This window comes from Flavobacterium aestivum, from assembly GCF_026870175.2.
GTDB lineage: Bacteria > Bacteroidota > Bacteroidia > Flavobacteriales > Flavobacteriaceae > Flavobacterium > Flavobacterium aestivum.
Genome location: NZ_CP113977.2, coordinates 1890025 through 1911171, shown reverse-complemented (window position 1 = coordinate 1911171; position 21147 = coordinate 1890025). Strand labels below are relative to the sequence as shown.

The 21147-nt window shown below is 32.9% G+C and carries 18 protein-coding genes; 4 read left to right on the top strand and 14 right to left on the bottom strand.

Features of this window, described 5'->3' with window-relative positions; translation table 11 throughout:
* Window positions 1-71: 71 nt before the first annotated feature.
* Window positions 72-839: an XRE family transcriptional regulator gene (locus OZP08_RS08300; RefSeq protein ID WP_281323456.1), complete on the top strand. Its 768-nt coding sequence runs from the start codon at window positions 72-74 to the stop codon at window positions 837-839.
* A gap of 91 nt (window positions 840-930) precedes the next feature.
* Here OZP08_RS08300 and OZP08_RS08295 read toward each other — a convergent pair whose 3' ends face one another.
* The 10 genes from OZP08_RS08295 to OZP08_RS08250 form a co-directional block, all read right to left on the bottom strand.
* Window positions 931-1128 (bottom strand): GDCCVxC domain-containing (seleno)protein, encoded by a 198-nt coding sequence (locus tag OZP08_RS08295; protein WP_432419637.1) that lies wholly within the window; start codon window positions 1126-1128, stop codon window positions 931-933.
* A gap of 80 nt (window positions 1129-1208) precedes the next feature.
* Window positions 1209-1952, bottom strand: a complete 744-nt coding sequence (locus OZP08_RS08290) for a YoaK family protein (RefSeq protein WP_281323455.1) — start codon at window positions 1950-1952, stop codon at window positions 1209-1211.
* Window positions 1953-2253: 301 nt separating this feature from the next.
* Window positions 2254-3060, bottom strand: a complete 807-nt coding sequence (locus tag OZP08_RS08285; RefSeq protein ID WP_268849159.1) for a PRTRC system ThiF family protein — start codon at window positions 3058-3060, stop codon at window positions 2254-2256.
* Entirely contained in the window at window positions 3060-3785 is a 726-nt protein-coding gene (locus OZP08_RS08280) for a PRTRC system protein B (protein WP_281323454.1), read from the bottom strand. Before OZP08_RS08280 ends, OZP08_RS08285 begins: the two co-directional genes overlap by 1 nt.
* On the bottom strand, window positions 3782-4855 hold the full coding sequence (locus OZP08_RS08275; protein ID WP_349293468.1) for a hypothetical protein: 1074 nt from the start codon (window positions 4853-4855) through the stop codon (window positions 3782-3784). The genes OZP08_RS08280 and OZP08_RS08275 overlap by 4 nt, the downstream gene beginning before the upstream one ends.
* 113 nt (window positions 4856-4968) lie before the next feature.
* Window positions 4969-5187: a PRTRC system protein C gene (locus tag OZP08_RS08270; protein ID WP_268849158.1), complete on the bottom strand. Its 219-nt coding sequence runs from the start codon at window positions 5185-5187 to the stop codon at window positions 4969-4971.
* A gap of 17 nt (window positions 5188-5204) precedes the next feature.
* A complete protein-coding gene (locus OZP08_RS08265) occupies window positions 5205-5738 on the bottom strand; it encodes a PRTRC system protein E (RefSeq protein ID WP_281323452.1) in 534 nt (177 codons plus the stop codon).
* A gap of 44 nt (window positions 5739-5782) precedes the next feature.
* Window positions 5783-6178, bottom strand: a complete 396-nt coding sequence (locus OZP08_RS08260) for a hypothetical protein (protein WP_268849157.1) — start codon at window positions 6176-6178, stop codon at window positions 5783-5785.
* 51 nt (window positions 6179-6229) lie between these two features.
* Window positions 6230-7303 (bottom strand): DUF932 domain-containing protein, encoded by a 1074-nt coding sequence (locus tag OZP08_RS08255; protein ID WP_281323451.1) that lies wholly within the window; start codon window positions 7301-7303, stop codon window positions 6230-6232.
* A gap of 42 nt (window positions 7304-7345) precedes the next feature.
* Window positions 7346-7738: a single-stranded DNA-binding protein gene (locus OZP08_RS08250; protein ID WP_281323450.1), complete on the bottom strand. Its 393-nt coding sequence runs from the start codon at window positions 7736-7738 to the stop codon at window positions 7346-7348.
* A gap of 56 nt (window positions 7739-7794) precedes the next feature.
* Here OZP08_RS08250 and OZP08_RS08245 point away from each other — a divergent pair, with 56 nt between their 5' ends.
* The 3 genes from OZP08_RS08245 to OZP08_RS08235 all read left to right on the top strand — a co-directional run bounded on the left by OZP08_RS08245 (window position 7795) and on the right by OZP08_RS08235 (window position 11058).
* Window positions 7795-8013: a hypothetical protein gene (locus tag OZP08_RS08245; protein ID WP_268849156.1), complete on the top strand. Its 219-nt coding sequence runs from the start codon at window positions 7795-7797 to the stop codon at window positions 8011-8013.
* A 274-nt stretch (window positions 8014-8287) separates the two neighbouring features.
* A complete protein-coding gene (locus tag OZP08_RS08240) occupies window positions 8288-9640 on the top strand; it encodes a S1 family serine peptidase (protein ID WP_268849155.1) in 1353 nt (450 codons plus the stop codon).
* Window positions 9641-9651: 11 nt separating this feature from the next.
* Window positions 9652-11058 (top strand): hypothetical protein, encoded by a 1407-nt coding sequence (locus tag OZP08_RS08235; RefSeq protein ID WP_281323449.1) that lies wholly within the window; start codon window positions 9652-9654, stop codon window positions 11056-11058.
* A 146-nt stretch (window positions 11059-11204) separates the two neighbouring features.
* Here the strand turns inward: OZP08_RS08235 and OZP08_RS08230 are convergent, their stop codons facing one another.
* From OZP08_RS08230 to OZP08_RS08215, 4 genes are all read right to left on the bottom strand, one after another.
* A complete protein-coding gene (locus OZP08_RS08230; RefSeq protein ID WP_281323448.1) occupies window positions 11205-11822 on the bottom strand; it encodes a hypothetical protein in 618 nt (205 codons plus the stop codon).
* A 3-nt stretch (window positions 11823-11825) separates the two neighbouring features.
* A complete protein-coding gene (locus tag OZP08_RS08225) occupies window positions 11826-14786 on the bottom strand; it encodes an HsdM family class I SAM-dependent methyltransferase (RefSeq protein ID WP_281323447.1) in 2961 nt (986 codons plus the stop codon).
* 99 nt (window positions 14787-14885) lie between these two features.
* The gene (locus tag OZP08_RS08220) at window positions 14886-16718 is read right to left on the bottom strand and encodes an AAA family ATPase (protein ID WP_281323446.1); all 1833 of its coding nucleotides are present in this window, start codon (window positions 16716-16718) and stop codon (window positions 14886-14888) included.
* Window positions 16705-20511 (bottom strand): type IIG restriction enzyme/methyltransferase, encoded by a 3807-nt coding sequence (locus tag OZP08_RS08215; RefSeq protein WP_281323445.1) that lies wholly within the window; start codon window positions 20509-20511, stop codon window positions 16705-16707. The genes OZP08_RS08220 and OZP08_RS08215 overlap by 14 nt, the downstream gene beginning before the upstream one ends.
* Window positions 20512-21147 lie beyond the last annotated feature (636 nt).

The window sequence follows — 21147 nt, the reverse complement described above, 5'->3', positions numbered from 1 at the left end:
CTTTTTACAAAATTAGGACGTTAAATCACTATATTGCTTATATTTGTAGTGATTTAAAATCCCTTTAACATATGTTGTACATTTCTGACAATCTTAAGTGGCTGAGAAGCAAGCGAAACTTATCCCAGCAGGAAGTGGCTGACGGTATGAATTTACCCGTTGACCGTTATAAAAAATATGAATATGGAAAGAACACACCGCCAGCTGAAACGCTGTTGGCTATTTCACGATATTATTATATTAGCATTGATTTATTGCTGACAATTGATTTAAGAAAAATCTCGATTGAAAATTTGCTGCAATTGGAAGATAACAGGATTGTATTGCCCATTGTTGTGGATCATGAGGGAAATAACTTAATAGAAATTGTACCACATAAAGCGCAGGCAGGTTATCTTACCGGTTATGCCGATACTGAATTTATGGAAAGCCTGCAGCAACTTACACTACCTTTCTTGGGACCAGGCAAATTCAGGGCATTCCCCATTGACGGTGATTCTATGCCGCCACATAACAATAAGACTTTTGTTGTTGGGAAATACATAGAGAACCTGGGTGAAGTAAGAATTGATAAAACATATATTCTAGTTACAGTTAGTGAGGGAATCACCTATAAACGATTAAGCAAAAAAAATCCAGATTCATTTACTGTAGAACCGGACAATGTTATTTACAGTCCCTACGATATTAAGCTCTCTGATATTTTGGAGATTTGGGAATATGTGGCTCATATTGGCAGGGATGATAGTAAACAGGAAATAGCTTCGCTTTTAAGCGTGGAGCAAATGTTCCAAAGACTCAGCAATGATATCAATGAAGTAAAGCAAAAATTGGGTTAAAAAAAATAGTGAAAATTGTAAATCCAAAGCGATCTTCTTTTGCTTCTTTTCTTTGGTCGCGAATATGAAAAGAAAAGAAGATAGTGTCATCTTAGTCAAGAAAAATACCTGTTTTTTCAACAACACTTATCTTGTTGAATAGGCGGACTTTTATACTTCCATAACTGCAATACACACAACAATGCCTTTGTTGGGGTTTTAATATAATCTTACAGTTTTCATACTCATAAAAAAATTGGCAGGCATCAGTAGATTGTTTCTTCTTTTTTTCTCCGCAGTTTGAGCAGATGATTGTTAATTATAGTATGATTTCCATTTTACTATTCATTTTTAGCTGTTACAGAATATCTTTTTTTATTAATTATTTTTTTATTTCAGAATTGGTCGTCTGAGTTTTCTTTTTAAATTATAATAACGAAACAATAAATGATCGTACCATAATACAGTCAACAATAGCCCTGCGGGAAGTAAAAGAGCTTCTAAACCAAAATAGTTATAGCAAAATCCCCCAATGAAACCTCCAAAGAAGAAGGAAATAATAATTATCAGCTTTAAGTAAATACTTTTGTTTAAGATTATTTGTTGTGGTTTTTCTTTGTAAAAGAATAATTGGGACAGCTCTATTCCTAAATCAGTAAATAACCCTGTAAGATGGGTAGTTCTAACCACAGATTGGGAAATTCTGGTAACGAGCGCATTTTGAAGCCCCATTGCGAAAAGCAAAGAAGAAGAAATAAATACAGGGGACAGCACATCACTGTTTGTTAAAACACTTGAGGAAATACCAATCATTATCATAATTGTTATTTCTATGGATATAGGTATTACATAAGATGTATGGGATTTACGTTTTGAAACCCATTCCATAATCAGTCCGGATATAAAAGCTCCGAACAAAAAGAAAAAAATGTAATATAAAAAAGTAAAAGCTACTTCATAATTTTTTAAAAATAATTGTTCTGAGAAAAAAGCAAAATGACCTGTTACATTAGTGGTTAATGTATTAACAGTTAAAACTCCTATAATATTTACAATTCCTGCCACACCTGATAAAATCGAGGCTAATTTAAGATTATGTAAATAAGTGCGACCTTTCCCTTTATGTCTGAACATTTGTAAATCATTTATAACAAATTTACAAAACAGATTCTTCGATCCTTTTAAATCAAGTTCATAATTCTAATTATTATAGCTTTCAGCTTTTGCAAGTGGAATTTATGAACACTATAGTATAGTCATACATAATTTGGATATGTGAAATATCCAATGCAATAATACTGTAACCCGTTTGATAAAATGTGAAGCGAAGGAATTTACATGGGTGCATTTTGGTAAAGGGGTTGTTCCGCTTGTATGCAAAAAGACAGTCCCGACCTTCGGAAGGGTTTGTCTTTTTGCCGCCCGAATTTGATTTTCAGGCTATTTTTAAAGGCTGTGAATGGAAATCTTTCAGGTTAAGGAAAAAGCCTCTTGTATCGGTCATTCCATAGCGGAACAAGCTCCATAAAAGCGAGCTTCCCATTTGTGCCAATGCTGAATTAATAAACAAATCCTGTTTTTCCAATGCTTCTGCAAGGGAACAGCTTGGAGTGCCATCTATAGCTTCGGATTCTTTAAGCAGTTCACCAAATTCTTCAGTAACAAATGGCAGGCTTGCCACGGTTTCATACTTTTCAGAATCAGGTTGTTTTATGGCTCCGATAGTGGATAGTATCACCTGTCCTGTATGTTGGCTATTCCCGAAGTCAAGCCAATATTTTGGTGCATCCCTATGGTGTCTGCCATTGTTTTGTACTTTTAAAATATCCGCAATAGCAAATCGGGATTCTACACTATCCACACAGGAAATATAAAGAGTTGCTTCTGCATTTTTTGGCATCTTTCCTAAAGCATCTTTTTCAAATTTCACAGTTTCTGCTTTCCAGTTCGTTCCCATAAAACGGTTTACACGGTTTATGAGGGTAACGGATTTATACAATCCGACCTCACACTCTGCAAAACGTTGTCTGCCCAAATTGGCACTCGTAACAACATCATTGTCCCAAAGACGGACAGATAGCCCTGCGTGTCCAAGTTCAATCAGGCTGTGGTTCATTTCCATTAAGGCGGTCAGTACTTTTGAGCCTGTACCACCTGCACCGATAAGGTTTACGGTTATGGGGTTTGTCGGGTTTATCAGGTAATTGTCGGTAAAATGCATTTTTGTTTTATTAGTATCCATCACAATAGATTTTTAAGTGTTTTGTTATTCTTCTTCAATACTTCTTTCGGAAAGGGTTTCCCTGAACTGATAAGGTCTTTCCATAGATTTACACAATTGCCTTTTATAGGGCTATTCTGCCCCAATAAATGGCTGAAATAGCTGTTGAAAAAATAGTCTTCCCAAGCCTTTGTAAATTCCTCTACCGAAGCGGAGTTAGTGATATTGATATTGACCGAACCCATACATACCCTGCCGTCTTCATAGATATTGAAAAAAGGCGCAAAATACAAAGTTGTTTTCTCTGTTGGTCTTCTGTCGCTTGTCAGTGCAAATACTGAAAGGGTCTGTTTACTGGCATACCAAATCATTGGAGGCACATACGCCATACCGCTCGGAATGTCCAAATCGTTTACAAAATACAATTGTCGTTTTTGCGTCTTGGTGTACCATAAAACCGCATCTTTATCTATATTGGAATTGATATGCAGAATGTTGGTCGGCAAAATCCCTTGGCATTTTAAAAAGGCTTTGTCCTTGTCCTTTTCAATCTGCAATGATTTTGCCAAGGCATTGGCTTCCCTTTCCGTGAGTGGATGGGCATTAACAGGACTGCCGTTTTTGTCCATATCAAAATGCTCCACATATACATCGTTATTCATTCCTTTGGCTTCATAGAAAACCAAAGCGGATTTTGGGTGGTACAAAGTCCCGAAACTTCCCGTTATGTTATTTATAGTATTCATTTTCTTGTCGTTTCATAATTATACAATAGACTGCACATATCGTCCAATAAGGCAAATAATTTATTCTCAAAATTAAGACTGGTATTCATTATGTCTCTGCCATCAAAGCATTTGCAGATGGTTGGTTCCTGCATTGTCCCATACTCGTTAAACTCATTGTTGATGCTATCAGCAATGCTCTCGTACAGCCATCCTTTGGTGTGTGATATAAACGAAATGTACTTTTCCATACCGATGGTTTCGTTTTCGTCCTCTTCATTATTGGGGTCATGCTGTACGGATGCATTTCGGAAAATGCTTTCCTGTGGATATTGTATATATAATTCCAAAGCAGTACAAGCTACCTGCCAACATTCGTGGTCAAAGGCATCACGACTTTTAAAAGCACTTAAACGATGCTGAAATACCTGTAAATTAACAGAGTTAAAAATCTTTTGCTCGATACAATCCCCAATCATTTCCGCTTTGCTAAATTCAGATTTATACATTTCCTCTTCTTCTGTGTCATCTTCCTCCACCCATTCTTTGTGCATTTCGTACATCCAATACAAATAGCTGTTTTCCTGTCTGAAATAGGGAATATCGGCAATATGGTACAGGTAAGAGCAGACGGAAAGAAGCAGTTGGGCATTTCTTTTCCGCTTGGGGTCGTGTAGCATCTGATAAAGCGGTTCAATCGGAATGTAATACAGGGTTGTGCCTGTATTGTATTTTTCCTCGCTGATAAAATAGGTTTTCTTACTATCCTGTAGCAAACGTATTTCCTGCCAGTTCAAAACACGCTGTTTTAGTTTTTCCTCCGCATCCCACATAGCCAATGTCATATTGTAGGGATAGTCAAACTGAGTGGTGTGCATTGGTTCTATATTGTAATGCTCTGCAAGCTTGGAAAGGGACTGATAAAAATCCCTTTCTGTCTTTTCTGATTTTCCACAAGCTTGTAGCGTTTTGCTTTCTTTCAGTTTAGGCAGGAAATAAGTTTTTAGAAAACCATCGGTAACATAGGTATTGGTACTGATTTTCGTTTGTCTTTCTGTACCTCGTCGGCATCCTTGGGTCTTTGCATCCAATGGGCGAACTCTCCTAACTGTTGGTGCAACTGCCTTTGTCTTTTTTGTTCGGGCGGTCTGATGGTTCCCGATATCATGTGTTTGTGCATAGTTCATCGCTTTAAAATTTTGGTTTAACCTTTAGTCCCCATTACACTTTCGAATCGGTATTCGACTGCATCGTCCCTAATAATGGGTGATGATATTTTGGAGGTAGTCAGAATAGGATAAGTATTGGCATAAAAATTCAATACTGCTTCCACGCTCCAACGTGGTTCGGGGTCGGTCAGTTTAATATCCTGCCCCTTGTCTTTGAGTATAAATACCCGCTGTAATTGTGTTACTAATAACATGATTGCTGAGTTTTCGGTTATACATTCTGTTCAGTTGCAAAAAGGCTTGGGGTCGCAAACTTGTCGGATAGTTCTGTTTTTTTCTTACGTATCTCGTCAGCCTTTTCGGGAAACTCTGCTATTTCGGGAACCTTCATCCATGCCTCACGGAATTTGCCTCCTTTTTCCAATTCCTCTGCCTTTGTCATACTATCTTTAAACTTCTTGTCTTTGGCTTCCTGCTCTTTTTTGTACTTATCGGCTTTTTCTTTCTCCATTGCGGATTGTTTTTTGGCTTCTTCCAATTGTTTCATAAATCCCTCCATATCGAGCATTAAGCCCGAAGCGGTCTGTATAGGCATGGTTACTTTCTCAAAAAAACCGTTGTCTAGTTCTTCGACACTTCCACGAAGGGTAAGGGGCGGTATGATATTCTTTGCATTATCCCCACATTGTCCGTTTTGGAGCATAACCGATACGATAAGGTTGTTTTCTATTCCTTTTGTAATTGTCAGGTGTAAATCTCCCTGTATGTCCATCTGTGCTATCTGATTGAAAAAATTCGTTTTCATCTTGCTAAAATTTTAAAGTTTTGTTTAATCATTCTTTTTTAAGATTATCTACGGTCAACGAAAGACTCAATTTTCAAGCTTGCCTTTCTATTTTCCCAATAAACATAATCAAGTGCTATTTTCTTTGTTCTGAATCTTCTACCGTTTACGTTCCAACGAACCTTTATCCTACGGATAGTTGATGGTGTTCTAAATGCATCATAGGTAATTCCTGTGATTTCTTTCTCTTTTTCAATTTTAACTACCTTTATATATACTCCCTTTTGTTCTACATCGGGATAGTGGGTTGAGAGTAAAAGATTATTGTTTTTGTCAAATATTTCAAAGCGGACAAAATCCTTATCAATTAATATGATATTGAACAGTTCCAATATGTTGAAATTCCAATTAAGCAATATCCTTTCATCGTAATCTCTGTATGTTATAATTCCGATATTCATAGCTGTTGTTTTTAAAGGCTACCACCGATTAAAGCGGTAGCCTGTGGTTATCTAATTAAGGTTTAGGGTTTCTACACCGTCTGTAGCAAATGAGGTACATAGTTCAAATGCTTTCTGTGATTTGAGTTGAGCAGTACCGCCTAACACAATGCTTTGTAACTTGGCTTCATCGTCTTTGTATTTCCGTACATTTTGGTAATAACCCGTCACGGCGTTATATACTCCGAACAATGTCCCTTTAGTAGTACTCATTTGTTGCGTATCGCTAACCATAGCATAAGCAAAAGCATCTTCCACGGTATTTTTAAACACGGTTGAAATTTCATCTTCCGCACCTTTTTTCAGTAAGTCGAAAGTTTCCTTGTTCGGACATAGTGCCAATTGGATTAGCTTTTTAACTTCTTGGTCTGTTACCTTAACTTTCGCCCACTCGTTGAATATGCCTTCTAGCTGATTGCTTAACCTATTTGCCATTCCCATTACCTTGTGGGCATCATCCAAACGCCGTTTTGCCCCCGAAGTATGTTTGATGCGTACGACATTACTCATCGAACGAAGTGAAGCGTTGAGGGTATTTTGACATACGATGCGGATAGGTGTAAAAGCGGCTGTGATGCTTCCGCTACCATCGTGCGAAGTGGTCAGAAAAATGTATTTTTCGGTTACATCATCTCCATTTCCCACACGAATATAATCGGGTAGTTTGGCTGTGATAAATATACGTTCCCCGATGCCCAACGCTCCTGCGGTTTCATATAATATTCCATCTCCACCACCTACAATGGCATCAAAAAAATTAAAGGCTTTACGGTTTTGTACGATGTGATAGTCTTTTCCTACCACACCCAATACTGCATTATTATCGGTGCGTATATTGGCAAAATAGTTAGGGACTTCCAATTCGCTGTTGCCTATCTCAATACTATCAGTCGTTTGGATAATGCCCGAACTTTTGGTAAACAGCTGACTTTTAACAACTTCATAGTCTAATCCTGCATGCTTTATAGCTTGTTCACTTGTCGGATAATCCGAAACGATTTGCCCCAATCCGTGCCACGCTTTTTGCTGTACACTGAAAAAAGAATACTTGTCTGTTTTTTCGTTGAAATTTAAATTATGTGCCATGATACTAAATTTTAAAGTTTGAAATAATTTTAATGATTGGTTTTAGAATGGGAGGTCAATTTCTTTTTCCTCTTGAGCTTCTTTATTCTTTTCTGATTTGGGCACAGTTTTAGCTGTTTCTGCTTTGCTTCCCACTGCATGAAGCTTGATTTGTGAAGCATTAAAATTCAGCCCTGCGTGTGATTCTCCGTCATTACCTGTCCATACTCTTGCACTTACCCTGCCTGTAAGTTCTACAAGAGAGCCTTTTGTGAGTATAGTGGCTACCTTTGGGCTAATCCAATAAGCACAATCAAAAAAGGTTGTCTGCCCTATTCGTTCGCCTGCTTTATTTCGATAGCTGTCGTTAGTTGCTATTGAAAAATTTACTACCTGTTTTTCATTTGACAATGTGCGTACCTGTGCATCTTTTGTGACTCGTCCGATAATGTTCATAATTCGTGTTCTTTAAATGTTATACAATCCTGTTTCATTTTTTTCTCTTAACCTGCTTGCCTCGAAAAGCATTTTTCCAAAAGAAAAAGGGAAAAAAGAAAGCCATAAAAAGGTATGGACAACGCGGAAAGCCAAAAGGAAACGGAATAATTGGAGGGGCACCCTTTAGGGGAGCAGACCGTTTATGCCGTAGTCTTTTGGTGGCAGATACAGCTGGTGTCCATAATACCTTAGCTGCCTTTTTATCCTTTTCGTATTGGAGAATGTACTGGTAGGATAGTCTGACTTTATTATTTTGCGGATAAGTACGCAATAGCTAAAACAAAATTATTTTGATCTAACTCAAAAGAAATTTAAAGCGATAAAAAAATATATTTTGAATACGTGTATATATACATACGTAATTAATCAGGTATTTATACGTAAAAATATTCAATCAATAATTACTAAGTTTATACCTACAAATACTCATGATTTACATGAGTAAAATTCATTTAAATAACTAAAAGACTTTTGATTATGGATGCTGCTGTTTCAATATCTATAATATTGTTCATACTAAGTATGATTAATGAAAGAATTTCGAATTTTATCAAGTTACAATTTTCAGATAAAAAATTATTTTGGATCAATGTTGGCAACTTACGTTCAAAAACAGATAACGACGAGACAGAAGATGACAGAACCAAAAGAATTCTTGCGTTAAATGTCATTTGTGGTACACTAGTAGCTTTAGCGCTGCGTGCCGATTTAATAAGCATTTTAGGAAATCTTGAAAAACCTTATGAGGTAATCGGCTGGGATAAACCTGTACCAAATCAGGTGGGAGAATGGCTAATGTTGATATTAGGTACTTTTCTGACTGGATGTTTCTTAAGTTTAGGATCAAAGTTCTGGCACGATTTACTTGATTTATTATTTTATACTAAGAACCTGAAAAGCAAGTTGGTTGACGAAAGGACATATCAACAAACTGATGATATTCAACATCTTCAGGAATTTATCAACACTCCAGAATATAAATTATCTCAAATAGCTGTAGACACTTATCGTGCAAGTCTAAATTCTACTCCTGGTGTCTTATCATTTGGAACGGGATATGTCAATAAAGGCAGTGGTAAAATAGGCTGTTTAGAAATTCATGTTACAGATATAGATGTCGCTAATAAAATTGAAAAGAATTTTAAAATTAAATTAAGTACTGGAGCAAATATTAATATCCCTTCAAAAGTGATCGTAACTGGGGATTACCCTAAGCTAAATTCAGCAACGGCCGGAAAGGGAGTTTCAAACAAATCAGGAATTTTAGGCCGAGGAACCATTGGAGCAATTGTTAAAGATAACATTGGAGATGACCACTATATCCTATCATGTTTTCACGTTCTGAATGGTGACAATAATTGGTCAGGTTTATCAGATTCTAAGGAAATACAAGATGAAAATGGTAACATCATTGCAGAACTATACTTTGGGTACAGAACCACTGACATGGACGTTGCAATTGCTAAACTTAAGACTGGCGTTACTTATTCTAATAACCTCATTAATAATCCAACTTCCGTAAGACAAGTCTCGTATGATGATGTATTGCAGGAAAGTACAATTTCAATCCTTGGGGCAAAAACTCAAGAAACCATAAAAGGTTTCGTATATAATGATTCATGGCCTGTCTCTTTTAGATATCCTGACAATAACTTATGGGAACTAACTGATTTATTAGTGCTGACAAAGTATGATAAAAACTCTAACTCGTATAAGGCACTTACACAAGGAGGTGATTCCGGTGCTTTAGTTATTGATAATAAAAATATAGCAATCGCAATGATTGTGGGTGCTGACAATTCATTCAGTTATGCTATTAAGCTTGATAAAATCATTAAAAACTTGGACATTTCACTCTAAAAACTACTACTATGAAATTTAAAACATTACTTTTTTTCGGATTTTTAGCAATCTCTATATCATCGTACTCACAAATAGATATTACGATAACATTAAAAACTACAAAAGACGTTGAAGTAGCTATAATGCAGGGAGGTAATAAAGTGACTGATCTTAAGAATGCAGATTTTTCAGATGGAAAAGGAAAACTTCATGTTATAAATAAAACAACTGATTTGTTTACAGTCTATTTTGTAGGCAATAAAAATACCCTTATTTTCAACATACCCTCAGCATCAATTCCAAAACAAAATGGCAGTACCGACGGGCTGGTAGAGTATTCTATCAACAGTGATGGCTCGTTAAATCCTCCACTTCAATCTGGTATACTGAAAAAAGGAATGGGTATTGCAATAAAAAGTAAAGATCTTACGCCAGATAAACCTATTTTGCCAAGCACAACATCAAAAAATAGAGTACCAAAATCAAATGAAGATCGTGAAGAGCAGACTAATGAACGTAGAATTTATAAATATGTAGAGAGAGAAATTAAAAAAAAGGGGTATGAATACATTGCATCTCAAAATATCGTAATCGACAAGAATGGGATTATTCATATGTATCTAAATGAAAATGGTAATCCAATTTATTCATATTTTCCAGTTACGGCAAAAGAAAATTATGATAAATTCCAATTCCATATTATATCTTTAAATAACGCAGATTACGTCGTGGATAGTGAAGCAGAATTTAACCCGGTAGACATTGTTGAAGAAGTGACAACAAATGTACCAGCAGTACAATCAGATAAAAGCGAAACAAAAATAAAGTATAATCAATATAACTCTCCAATTTTTGGTCCATATACAACATCTTTTCCTTTTACTATTACAAGAAATTTGAATAACGTTAATGAGGTAATTGTAGATCGGGATATACAATTATTAAAAACAAAAAGAGTTAGTGTAGGTACCGCCGTAGTGGCTACTTGGCTAGAAAATCCAGAGAACATTACAACTTTCATTAAACCAAATGGAGAAACAACTCTTATTGCAGACGATAAAGATATTCGGGGTTTTCTTTCTCTGTTTCTAACTTTTCATATAGTACCTAGAAACTTGAATATTCCACCCAGAAGTATTAAAGAGCGTTTAGGCGTTTCTGTAGGTACAAATTTAAGTGATAAATCATTCAGTAACTTTTTTCTCGGATTAAATGTCGAGGTCACTAATGGTTTGTTCTTTAATGCTGGAGGGCACTTTGGACAGGTTAACTATGTAGTTGGGCATGATAAATTTGATTTTGGAAATGAAGTTTTTTCAGGTACACTAGAAACAAGGAAAAAATGGGTTCTTGGTGGTCCTTATATAGCAGTAAATATTGATACAGAATTATTTGCTAAAGTTTTTAAGAATATCCTAGGACCCAATTCGAATTAATCATAACATTATCAAAAAACTTAAGTAAAATATTATTATTTTTTTAACCAAGTTTATAGTGCTATGCAGAAGTTCAACTCTTTTATACTATCGGTCCTTTACATTGGAATGGAGACATTCGATGGTCCTCTTTACTAATTGCCTATTTATAACAAGCTTATCCAAAAATGATGCATTACAAAAGATTCAAATTCTGAATTGTCAAATTTATGAGTTGATATATACTCATTTTGAAAATCATTAGAAAGTAGTTGTGTATCCTCTGGATATTTTTGTAACAATTTATTGTTTATTAAAGATAACCACTCATCAATAGATTGGTTTTCAATATAAGCAATCATGCCATTATATTTTAAAGTGGAATCACCATGTACTAGAGACTTATAACGTTGAATACCTCCGGAAATTTTATTCAACGAATCATCACCTGTAATATATTCATCATCATTCTTCGTTTTATATTTTGGTAATCTTTTAGCTTCAATATAAAATAAACGAGTGTAATTATCATCATTTAAATGAAAATATATATCTTCTCTCCCACTTCCATTTTTTCGTTCATGCTCTTTCTGCACACCAATCCAAGGTTTATTTGCAATATACCTGGTACCTATAATATTGAACGTTTCAACTAATACTTGAGTATTTAGTCCTTCGCGATTTCCCTTTTTTAAGGCATTTTGCTTTTGAATAATTCCTTGTCGAATTATATATAAAATATCCGGAAGATATTTGTGAGTGTCATCTATATAATCAAATTGCATAGCTTAATATCCACTTTTAAACATTTCACTTTTAACGTTCTCTACGTCACGGTAAGCAGTACTACGCATCCAATATTTCAATTTATTAGACTTAATAAAACTAATTTGATTGTTTATCCCGTAATAAACGATTATTTTATTTATAGTTAATGAATTGTTTGTAATATCGTCAAAAAGAATTTTCTCAAATTCTATTTTGCTCTCGTCATTCAATTCTTGTTCTATATTATTTTCCGTGTTAGTATGTTCAAATGTTACCCATACATAATCATCAGTTAATACTTGTCTAACCGGCTTAAATTTATATCCATCCTTCTCATATGTCAAATTTAAAATTTCACAAAAAGTATTCGAGTATTCTATCAAATCAACTTTTTCAATCTTTTTAAAAATTTCACCATTGGTTTTATTCAGACTTTTAGCTATAAGTTCTGTATCCTCTATTAAAATTTCGTCATGCTTATCTAATGATGGGAAAGGAATAATATCACCATCAATACCAACATTAATAGGAAGATTTAATAGATCTTGACGATTTATACTATACCCACCTCCTTGTTGTATAAAGGCCTTAGGTGATAAAGCTTTAATCAGAAAAATATAAAGACCTCTATTATGCTTGAATGCAGTAACAAAATTCTTCATTTTTTCAATATCATGTGACTTTATGGTAAGAACACCGTTTGGAATTAAAAGATTCCGGATATTATAAATAATTGGAAGATTAAGGTTAATATTTAGACGTACTAAAACGTTGGGTACAGCAAAACCATTCTTCGGAACCCTTACCCAATCATCTTGCGAAATTTTCTTTACTGCTTCCTTTGTAAGTTTATCGCAATTGAAACGTTCAGAATCTAATATATCCAAACCATTAAGATTAACTACCTGTTGAGCTGTGTCTCTTTTTTTCTGATCATTAATAACATACTTATCACGTGTGAATCCAATATTTGCAATAATATTATTATTTTTGAAATAGTTAGAAATTGAACTATACTGATTAAATTTTTCTACGAATAGTCCAAGTCTTCCACCTCCCAATAAATTAATCTTCCAAATACTTTCCTTTGAGAATAGGAAACTTATAGGAACATAAAATTTATCATACTTATCAATTTGGAAGCGAATCGAACCTTTTTCATTAGCAGAAGAATTTCGAACAATAATATGTTCAACTCGTGAATTTGCTGATGAATTATTTGTAATTTTCACAGCAATTGTAGCAATTTTTGTTTTCCCCCAAAGATGTTCTCGCAATGGGGTAAAATCATAAATTCTCTCTAGGTTCCATAGGGACGCAAGGCTTTTTTTATACTCAAAAGATTTTGTCGTATATAAAAACGTTGATGCTGGCATTATCATAAATAATGAACCAGTATCAGGCTTCAATAAAATTTCTAAAGATTTATGTAAAAAAATTAAAGCTGGATTGCTGTCTGGAAATGATTGTACTTTATTATTATAGTCAATAAATTTTTCCTTCGAAAAATCATCATCTTTACCCAATAATACGTTTTCGTCTTTTTCGTTTTGTGATATATTAAAAGGTGGATTTCCTGCAATAACATCGAATTTCAAAAAATTAGATTTATACCATTTAAAAAATCCAAGATTAGTTAAATTTGCTTGCTCAACTAGATTATCAAAGGTTAGGTTTTCCCATATCTCTTTTGGACGAATATGACTTGTTAATTCAATTTGCAGAGAAGTCGCAGTTATAGATAATGCATCTTCATTAATATCTACTCCATATATACAATCCGATAATATTTTTTTTATACTCTTAATATCGTCTTCTCCTTCGATAGATTGCTTGTTATTTTTTAACATCCAAAGTGTAATCAATCTTTTATAAGCAAGAACTAAAAAAATTCCGGAACCGCAGGATGGATCCAAAATTTTAAAATTTGCAAAATCAATTTCTTTATTAAAAGGTAACAACTCATCAATTAATAATCGTGCCAAATGTGGAGGTGTATAATAAGCACCTGTGCTTTTTTGTTTGCCATCAACAGAAGTCACAAACCTTTCATATAATCGACTAATAAATTCAATAGGTAATAAATTAAAATCATAATACCTCCAAATTGACATTTGCCCATTAAGATCTTTATTACCATCCAGTGCATCAGCAATAATACTTAAATTAGAATTTGTTAATTCTATTTCCTCATCTTTAGAAATATTAAAAATACCTCCATTGAATTTTTCATTTAAAAAATTCAAAAGACCACTGATATTGTTTCCTCGCAGAACATCACAGAAAGTGTTTTTTTGAGAGAAAAATGTTTTAACAACATTCTTAACTATAAAACGGTCAAAAAAATCATTTTCAAAAACACTATTTCCAGAATCATCAATTTGCTCTTCAAGATACTTTATCAATATAAATTTAACCAATAATTTTTTTAGGAGATTCTGATTACATCCAATGATCTTACTCTTATTGAGAATTTCAATTTCAATATGATTGAGCAATTTCTGGTAAGGTGAGACGCTTACATAATCAGAAGGTGATTCTTCAAGAATTAGTCCTTCAAAAATTCGTTTTTTTAGGATAGAATCAATTTTTACTATAGCGTCAGATAAGTCGTCTAAAAATGAAGGTTCTGACTCACTTTTTATGGGATTTCTTGTATCAATAATTTTAAAGCCGTCAGGGTATACAATTATTGCTAATGCAATTTCACCAAGTGTCCATAGTTGTCTGTTAATCTCAACAAGATCTATTGTCTTCTTTTGTTTATTTTCCCTTTGATCATATATATAAACAAAAGGTATAGGCTGATTTTCAGTTAGATTATTAAAGCAATAAAAATAATCAGCATTTACAATACTAGCTTGAATTCTATAGTATTCCAAAAGATTTTCCGTAAAAGTAGCATTCACAGAATACAAATTACGTTCGTATTCCTTTAAATTTAAATCGTGAAATAGAGAATTTCTACTATTAGTATTCATGTTAATATGCTATCCAAATGCGTTGAGCAAATATAGCTAAATTAGGCTTATGCCTATTCAATTCTTGAAATAAACATATACGAAAACCAAGCTAAGTTGCTAAAATATTTTTAACGTTCTGATCGGATTTCCAGAAGATGACTGGATAATTTCATCCCAAAAATCAGTCGATTTTGCCTTATTAGATTTGTTGTGATATTTCGTATAAAATGCTTTCAAGGTTTGTCTAGTGTATTTCCATTCATATTTAACAATAGTATCTTGAAACATCTTATGCGCAAACTTAACTGGGCCTAATTGGCTTTCATCTGTAGGCCATTTTAAAAGTAATGCATCATCTTCCAATTTAATTTCCCATCTATATGGCAAGCCATCATTACCGATTAAATTAATCTCCAATTTTTCTCCAGTTTTCAGAACAGGTTGAAATTTCAATTCATCAAGAGCATCAAATGTTTTGATACAATTTTCGATCTCATGCGTAAATTGTGCAATACCCATATTATCATGACTTGCTGGATTAAGTACAAATTTTCTATGTCTATCAAGATCTTGAAATATTGTGTCATTAATATCACTATCTTTTGCAAATACAATACATTGCATTATTAGTCCGTCTAAATTTCGTGGTGCATATTCTTCACTAAAATGATACCTTTTCGGCAGAAGCTCTTTAGTAAACTTCTCTGCTTGTTTGCGAAGTAGATTACCGGTTATTTCAAATTCCTTTAAATGAAAATTCGCTTTTGCTTTTTCAAGATATGAATCTGATCTTTTTATATGAGGAATCAAAATGTTATCTTTTATAGATTCATACATTTCGTAATACAACCAATTTTCTCCTGCTATACTTTTAGCCTTATGTTTAGCAAGTTCATAGAACATCCTGTCGTGGGTCATTAATATAATTTGATATTCTGGAAATTCGTTCAATATAATTTCAAGCACAATATCTCTATTCCCCATATCCAAACTTACCAAAAGGTCGTCAAATACAAGTATCTTGGAAGCATCAGGTAAATATTTAGCATCAATAATAGCAAATCGTATAGAAAGTGCAATAGCTGTCAGTTTAGCTTCGTTTAAAAAAGATTGTGGTCGTCCCAAATTAATAGGAGGCGTGTGAGACCTTGAGTCAATCAAATCAACAGTTAAAATGATTTTTGGGGGTAAAGTCTTTCGATTACGTCTTGTTGTACTTCCCTCAATAAATACATCATAACTTGCAGGTAAATAATCGAACCTTATGTTTATTCTTTGTTTAAATTTATTTTGTAAATATTCATTAGCATCTTGAACAATGGAGTATAGATAATTTTCCATTTCGGTGTTAAAACTTTGAATTTTGGCTTGAAAATCCAAATATGCTGGATGATGCATTGCAGTACGAGGTTGCATTCCATTCTTCAAGAAACGCCACCAATCAGATGCATTACTTACCCCAGGAGACACTTCAGATCCAAAATCAATAAACATGAGAATTTCTCGTTCAAAAAGGGAGAAAAGATCAATCTGTTCGCGATTACTAAAATCATATAAACGTGATAGAATTCTATAATTGACAAAATCACTTGAATGCGCCGCTTCTCGTACTATATCTCCAGCTTTTGTATTTACAACGCGATAGGATAAAGTTTTTTGCGTGATGGTTTTAGAATCATCAATAAATTCAACAACAATAGAACTTTCTTCCCCTGTTTCTATAAAACTGTTTATAAGATTTTGATTATTACTTGGATCAAAATACTTTTGAATATCACTATCATCAGGTTTATATACACTATGAAGAAAGGTGTATAAAGCCCAATATATCGAGCTTTTACCACTTCCATTTTCTCCATAAATAATTAAATTTTTTGAATCAATATCAATTACTGTTTGTCCACGGAAAAACTTGAAGTTATTTAAGATAATTTTATTAAGCTGGTTCATTATAGCTAACTTTTTTAATTGGCATTACTATTTCTGAAAGTCTTAGATCCATCAATTTAAGATTATTTTTTATCATACTATCTTTACGTCGAAATATCTGGTATGCGTCGAAAATTATTTCCTTTTGTTCTTCAAGAGACAGTATATCTGTAATTGGTCTGAAATCAACTTTGACATATTCAATTAAATGGATGTTTGCTTCAAGAAAATCCTTTTTAAAAACTAATTCAAATATCATTGCGTCAAGAATCTCTTCAAAAATCGATATTAAGAAACTATTTGGAACGAAATCATCAATAGCTATTGTTGAAAGTTTTCCAGATAGGGCCAAAATATAATCAACAACTATAATGAACGGTTTTTGTGTTTGTTCATCTGCAACAGGAATTAGAATCTGTGATAAGTACTCCTTTGACAAATTAACTGTCAATCGTGACTCGTTAGTAAACATATTACTATAATACCAGTTTGTTAATTTCGAATTCAAAAGCCCTAAAATGTACTTATATGAATAACCACAGTTACTTTGAAGGATTATGTTATTGATAGATTCTTTATTATAATATTGTTTATTATCATATGCAGCTTTAAGTGGGCGACTACCTCCTGTAATTCGCTGTAATAGTATTTTTTCTGGTTGTTCAAATATTTCTTTACTTCTTGCTCGATGCAACAGACTTGGTTCGTAATTTAAAAACTTATTTATTGGTTTAATTGTATAAGCTGAGATGTCTTTTCCTTCCAAGAAAGGTTTCCAGCCAGATCTTTCAGTGTAACTAATAACTTCATCACTATTTTTCGTAATAACTACACCAAATATCATTTCAGCACACAAGGAACCTAAAAGAATGCTATTATTCTCTATCCTAGTAATAAGAAAGTCTTTTTTCTCATCGATATTTGTAGCTATAACATATTTTCTCAGTGTTAGCGCCTTTTGATTAATACTATTTGCATTTTTATTATAATTATCACTTATTAATATTTTATGGTTTTCCGACGCAACTTTTTTTTCTGCTACAATAACTATTGCTGTTGTAACTGCATCATCAAATACCGAATCCCCCAGATCTATTATGGTATCAATCTGATAATTGTCGATTAAAAGTTTACGAGATTCATTATAGGAAGTAACTCGTAAATATGTATTGGGTATGATAAAAGAAAAATCCGCATTCGGCTTCAATAAGTTGAAAGCGCGTTCAATAAATAGTGTAAATAAATTAATTTTACCGCCTCCGGTTAAATACTGCTCTTTATAAAAACGTTTGTCAATAGACGAAATTCCCTCATTCCCACCAAACATGTAAGGTGGATTTCCAATCAATACATCAAATCCCGAAAAAGATCCATCATCATTTAATATATCCGGAAATTCTATTCTCCATTCAAAGGCATTTTGATAAACTTTATTATTCCTAACATCATCAATTTCTAAACTAATTTTGTCAATAGATTTTTGGAACGATAACAATTTGGACTGAATATCAGATTTTTTAGATTTAGCGAATAAGTCTCCAATTTTAACTGAATTTTCGAGATTTAATCTTTTACCACGTAATGTAGAAAGACGCTTAATTCGTGGATCTCTATTATATATTTGCGAAGTATAATCTCCTTTTACTATTTCAATAAATTTCTCTATAGTACGCTTTTCGTCTTTTCCTTCTGCATGATAATATTTATGAAATGCCTCTCTATAAGCAGCAAGAGAATATTTACCCTGCAAAGCTGTATCTAATTCTTCATTAAGAGGTAAACGATTAATCAATGAATTTCCACATTTAATATTTATATCAATATTTGGAAGCGTTTCTAATTCAGTGAATTGTGTGTTTTCAATATAGTATGTATTTTTAAGTAACTCAATCCATAATCTCAGGCGGCATATCTTAACAGAACTGGGATTTATATCAACCCCAAATAGACAATTTTCAATTATGTTTTGCTTCTCATGAAATAACGTTTTTTGTACTCTTTGCGTTTCACTATTAACAGAATTATTGGTCACTTTATATTCGAAGATATCGGTATTGTCGTTGTAAGTGACAATAAGTTCGTCGTTTTCAACCCTTAGGTCATATCCTGTAAGTCGTACTCCTTTTGAGTCCGCTAGAATTCCAAGATCCGCTTTAATAGCAATAATCTCATTTAATGCAGATACTAAGAAATGGCCTGACCCGACAGCCGGATCACAAATTTTAAGTTTATTAATAACCTGATTAAAGCTTAGGATATCCTGTGCTTTATATTTTGAGGAAATAAAATTTTTCAAATCCTCGAAAGAGTTACAATCTAATTCATATTCTTCATTAAACTTTTTAATCACTGCATTTCTAATCGTCTTTTTGCAAATAAACATAGTCACAGTTCCTGGAGTAAAGAATGAGCCATCTTTGAATCCATTGATCTTTTCGAAGATTAATCCCAATACAGATGCATTAATCAGATTTTTATTTTCTTCTTGTATTTCCTCTGACCCTTCAGAAGTGAAATCGTATGAATCTAGAAATTCAAAAAGATATTGCAAAGGTGGTAGTTGACCTGTTTTTTTAGAACCCTTATTATCTTTTAATACAGTCGCAGGCAATAAAGAAAGTAGTTCACTATTGGTTAATGAGCTAATATCAAATGTGCGTATTTCTAAATCAGTGCGCTCGAATAATGTACTATTCAGATACGGAACCTTTTGGAACTTCTCGACTAAATGTGATCGTCGTGTTATTTTTCGTTCCGCCAAAACCTGAAAAAAGAGGGTGTTTAAATCATTATAATCATGTACTAAAGTACTGTTCAAAAATTTATATCCTTCATGCTTGTGGTGATATTTAAAAAGCTGTGCTTCAAGAAGCTTGATAAACAGAATTCTATTAATCCAAGTAATAGTAAGTTCTAATGCAACATTGTAAAGTTGTTCTGTAATATTTATTCCGTAATTAGAAGGGGTGTCCATCTCTCTAATGCTATCCCTTTCTTCCAACTGCAGAATAGTATTTTCTATTAATGTTGCATAAGATGGATTAGAACTACGTTGAATTATTTTCCTACCACCAACCTTTTTTTCTTCAAGTCCAATTATATATAACAATTCCGAATAGAATTTCTTGTCAAGCGAATTACTATCATTTGCAAACGCTTGTTTTAATAAATTCGTTGGTGATAGTACCTTATATAAAGGTATTAGTTGTTTATCACTTAATTTTGAAGAATTGGGAGAAGAATCTTTAAAATTCCTTAAGTCAAAATAAGTACAGTCAATATTTTCAGTTATCGTATTTAGATGGTCTTTTGCATATCCTTCATAAAATGATCTAGTATCCTTTCCGCTAAGTTTCCAATTCTCAAACTCTTTCCTAAGTTTCTGATTTCGATATACGTTAATTTCGAACCAATTTTCGTCGAATATAAACCATTCATAAATATTAGTTACAACTAAATGTTTAATATCTAAATTATTATAATCAATTCTTTCCCTAAGATAATATAAAATGAGTTCATGAAATGCCTTCACGTTGAATCGCGACGAATTTATCATTTCAGACTTATTATTCGGATGTTTTATTTCAAAAATTACACCAACACTATCTCTACTTGTTCTTCCATTATAAATGGCAAGGTCACTTCGACCTTTAGTATTTATCTCATTTTGATTATTGTACCAAGTATCTTTTAAAAAATCTGCAAGTACATTCTTTAGATGTTCTTCAGACTCATTTTCATTAATTTTGTCAAATAACAATTCAAGATTTCTTTTGAAATCTTCAATTTCTGAACGACTTACCTTTTCTTTCAAATAGGCTTTGTTTAGTGTCTTTTTAGGGCTATTTAACGTTAAGTTCATATGTGGATTATGTCCAAATTTTTAAAAGATTGATCTTTGATTGGTCAGATAAATTTTTCTAGATAGTAGCTAAATTCTGAAACATCATTGAATATTATTCAAAAATAACCAAAAACTTCTGTTCCTATTAAAAACAGGGTATATTTTTTGATTTAGGAATTTTTAGAGATTATTATAGATATCACTAAATGATAATATTCATATCCTTTTTTTACAAATTCTAATTTTATTTCTTCTTTCTTAGTTTAGTGATTTGTAAATTGATTATCTGTATCAAGTCCTTTTCTTTTATCTTTGCTCTATATTTTCGTTCACGAAAAAAAATTATAAATACACAAAATCAATTCATCACATAGTTATTTTAAGCATTCGAAAAAAGTTAAGAGTGGTATAAGGTGTTCGATTGTGGTCCCATCCACTCCAATAGAACAATTTAAAAATGAAGAAAAGAAAGCTCCATTTTTACTTGTGTCATAATCTCATTTTTAATATATTTACACATATAAAAGCACATTGACTGACTGAGATTAAATTGATTTAAGAATATAAAAGGATACAAAATAAGTCATTATAAATGAGACCTATTCG

Bases quoted from the DNA above. Each gene is read 5' to 3' on its own strand.
- OZP08_RS08300 (WP_281323456.1), top strand. From the start codon at position 72: ATGTTGTACATTTCTGACAATCTTAAGTGGCTGAGAAGCAAGCGAAAC.
- OZP08_RS08290 (WP_281323455.1), bottom strand. From the start codon at position 1,952: ATGTTCAGACATAAAGGGAAAGGTCGCACTTATTTACATAATCTTAAA.
- OZP08_RS08285 (WP_268849159.1), bottom strand. From the start codon at position 3,060: ATGGATACTAATAAAACAAAAATGCATTTTACCGACAATTACCTGATA.
- OZP08_RS08280 (WP_281323454.1), bottom strand. From the start codon at position 3,785: ATGAATACTATAAATAACATAACGGGAAGTTTCGGGACTTTGTACCAC.
- OZP08_RS08270 (WP_268849158.1), bottom strand. From the start codon at position 5,187: ATGTTATTAGTAACACAATTACAGCGGGTATTTATACTCAAAGACAAG.
- OZP08_RS08265 (WP_281323452.1), bottom strand. From the start codon at position 5,738: ATGAAAACGAATTTTTTCAATCAGATAGCACAGATGGACATACAGGGA.
- OZP08_RS08260 (WP_268849157.1), bottom strand. From the start codon at position 6,178: ATGAATATCGGAATTATAACATACAGAGATTACGATGAAAGGATATTG.
- OZP08_RS08255 (WP_281323451.1), bottom strand. From the start codon at position 7,303: ATGGCACATAATTTAAATTTCAACGAAAAAACAGACAAGTATTCTTTT.
- OZP08_RS08250 (WP_281323450.1), bottom strand. From the start codon at position 7,738: ATGAACATTATCGGACGAGTCACAAAAGATGCACAGGTACGCACATTG.
- OZP08_RS08235 (WP_281323449.1), top strand. From the start codon at position 9,652: ATGAAATTTAAAACATTACTTTTTTTCGGATTTTTAGCAATCTCTATA.
- OZP08_RS08230 (WP_281323448.1), bottom strand. From the start codon at position 11,822: ATGCAATTTGATTATATAGATGACACTCACAAATATCTTCCGGATATT.
- OZP08_RS08225 (WP_281323447.1), bottom strand. From the start codon at position 14,786: ATGAATACTAATAGTAGAAATTCTCTATTTCACGATTTAAATTTAAAG.
- OZP08_RS08220 (WP_281323446.1), bottom strand. From the start codon at position 16,718: ATGAACCAGCTTAATAAAATTATCTTAAATAACTTCAAGTTTTTCCGT.